The sequence below is a fragment of the Microseira sp. BLCC-F43 genome (assembly GCF_041929235.1).
Taxonomy (GTDB): domain Bacteria; phylum Cyanobacteriota; class Cyanobacteriia; order Cyanobacteriales; family Aerosakkonemataceae; genus Microseira.
In genome coordinates this window covers 1-2,578 of sequence record NZ_JBHFNP010000295.1, presented here as the reverse complement: position 1 = coordinate 2,578, position 2,578 = coordinate 1, and the positions used below count along the sequence as shown (strand labels likewise).

The 2,578-nt window shown below is 47.7% G+C and carries 1 protein-coding gene; it reads left to right on the top strand.

Annotated features, from left to right (window positions below; translation table 11 throughout):
- Positions 1-188: 188 nt before the first annotated feature.
- A partial coding sequence (locus tag ACE1CM_RS39265; RefSeq protein ID WP_374884418.1) for a PatA/PatG family cyanobactin maturation protease occupies positions 189-2,578 on the top strand: 2,390 nt, incomplete at its 3' end.

Below are 2,578 nucleotides of genomic sequence, written 5' to 3'. Positions count from 1 at the left end.
TGTTGTATATATGCGCGAAAAAGTTCTATCTTTCCCATGATAAAATCACCTCACTTGCTGGGTCATAAACTATCAGAGGAATTTGAAAACGTTTAATGATGGTTTGTACAATACCATTTCTCAGTATAACAAAATTACTCTTGCTAAAATTTCGACCCACATTGACTTTTAACCTTTAACTTTCACCCATGCCCGACCTCATAACTATCCCTGGAATTCCCGAACTTTGGACGATAACCAAAGGTGACCCGCGCATTACTATTGCTATTCTCGATGGTTCTGCCGATATCGAACGCGCCTGCTTTCAAGGAGCGAATCTCACCCGACTGCAACCCTATTGGCAAGAAGAACCCGCACCCATCTCACCGCAATATGTGGAATTATTCTGGCAAGTAGAAGCGCTAGAAAAGCAAAAAGCAGACTTAAAAAAAGACTTAAAAAAGGACGAGGATACTGATAGTGAAGAATTAGACTCACACCCAGCTGTGCAAGCGCTGAAACAAGAAATAGAAGCCCTGCAAAAACAGATTCCAGAACCCATCCTGAAGCGCCTGCAATGTGACTTCCACGCTACGCACATTATTAGCACCATTGTCGGTCAACACGGCTCTCGGGCGCCCGGTATCGCCCCTAACTGTCGCGCTTTCAATATTCCCATCGACACCAGCGGTGAAGGCGACGAATTCATCTCTCCCCTCAACCTTTCCCGCGCCTTTAATCTAGCGATGGAGTTGGGCGCTAATATCATCCACTGTGCAGCTTGTCATCCCACCCAAACCGGAATTGCCCACGACCTGATTGCCCGCGCTGTGCGTCAGTGCCAGGATAATAATATTCTGGTGGTTGCGCCTGGTGGTAATGACAAAGGCGAATGTTGGTGCATTCCCGCCGTGCTTGGGGGCGTCCTGACGGTTGGCGCGATGAGAGATGACGAAAAACCGTTTAAATTCAGCAATTATGGCGGAAATTACGAGTTTGAGGGGGTGCTGGCGTTTGGGGAAAACATCCTGGGGGCACAACCAGGCACCGACGAACCTGCGCGTAAAAAAGGAACCAGTTGTGCGGCACCAATTGTCACGGGTACGGCGGCATTGTTGATGAGTATGCAACGGCAACGGGGGGAAAAACCAAATGCGGAAGCGATTCGCACTGCGATTTTAAATAGTGCGATTCCTTGCAATCCAGAAGAGGTGGAAGAACCGGAACGGTGTTTGCGTGGGAAGTTGAATATTCCGGGTGCGTTTCAGTTACTAACTGGGGAGTTATTAACGAGGATAAATCAATCGGAAATTGCCCCTGTTATAGCACCCAGTGTTACCCTTGCCGACACAACCCGCCCGGAAATAAATTTCCGGGCTAATAGCGAAAGTCCTCTCAAGAGGACTGAAAACATAACAGATAGTCGGTTGAAACCGACTTTGGCTACTCGCTGTGGATTTGAATCCCTGGGGGACTCGGTGCTACCAGCAGAAAAGGCTGAGTCTAGGAACCAGAATCCGATTGTAGGAAACAGCATTGCACTCTCTAGCACAGCCCGCCCGGAAATAAATTTCCGGGCTAATAGCGAAAGTCCTCTCAAGAGGACTGAAAACATAACAGATAGTCGGTTGAAACCGACTTTGGCTATTAGCTGTGGATTTGAATCCCTGGCGGATACTGATACAACCCAGCCACACAATTTAGAACTATCTGCCATGCCTAATTACATGACCGCTGATGGCGTTACTCCCAGCCAAAAATCAAACTTAGTTTATGCTTTGGGAACCCTTGGTTACGACTTTGGCACCGAGGCGAGGCGCGACACTTTTAAACAATTAATGCCAGGGGTAAATATCGATGGCACTCTCGTCCCTGCCAATCCTTACGATGCCCGTCAGATGGTGGATTATTTGGGCGAAAATCTTTCAGAAGCCAAAGCTTTAATTTGGACGCTGAATATCGAATTAACCCCCGTTTATGCGATTGAACCTGTGGGTGCATTTGCGGCAGATATCTACGAAACTTTGCAACTAATTTTAGCTGGACAAGTGGAACCAGAAAACAGCGAAGATTACATCGAACGGGCAAGCATTCCGGGAAAGTTGACAGATAGAACGGTGAAACTTTTTTCTGGGCAAGTTGTGCCGGTGATTTCAGTGCAAAATACGCGGGGAATGTACGGTTGGAAAGTGAATAACCTTGTCAGTTCTGCCTTACAAACGGTGGGTTCTGAAGCGGGGGAAGGGAACTCTGAAGGGATGCGACGTTCTTTGGGTAGTTTCCTGAAGCGCATCTATTTCGACTTGCGGAATTTGGGACAAACTTCTCGAGATCGGGCGCTCAATTTTGCGGCGACGAATGCGTTTCAAGCTGCTTCTACGTTTGCTTTTGCGGTGGCGCGGGGGATGGAACTTGATAGCATTGAAGTGGAAAAAAGCCCGTTTTGTCGCCTTGATAGCGATTGTTGGGATGTGAAATTGAAGTTTTTTGATCCGGAAAATAGTCGGAGGGCGAAGAAGGTATTTCGGTTTACGATTGATGTTAGAGATCCGATGCCGGTTACTTTGGGTGAGGTGCGTTCTTGGTCGGTGCCGAAGTA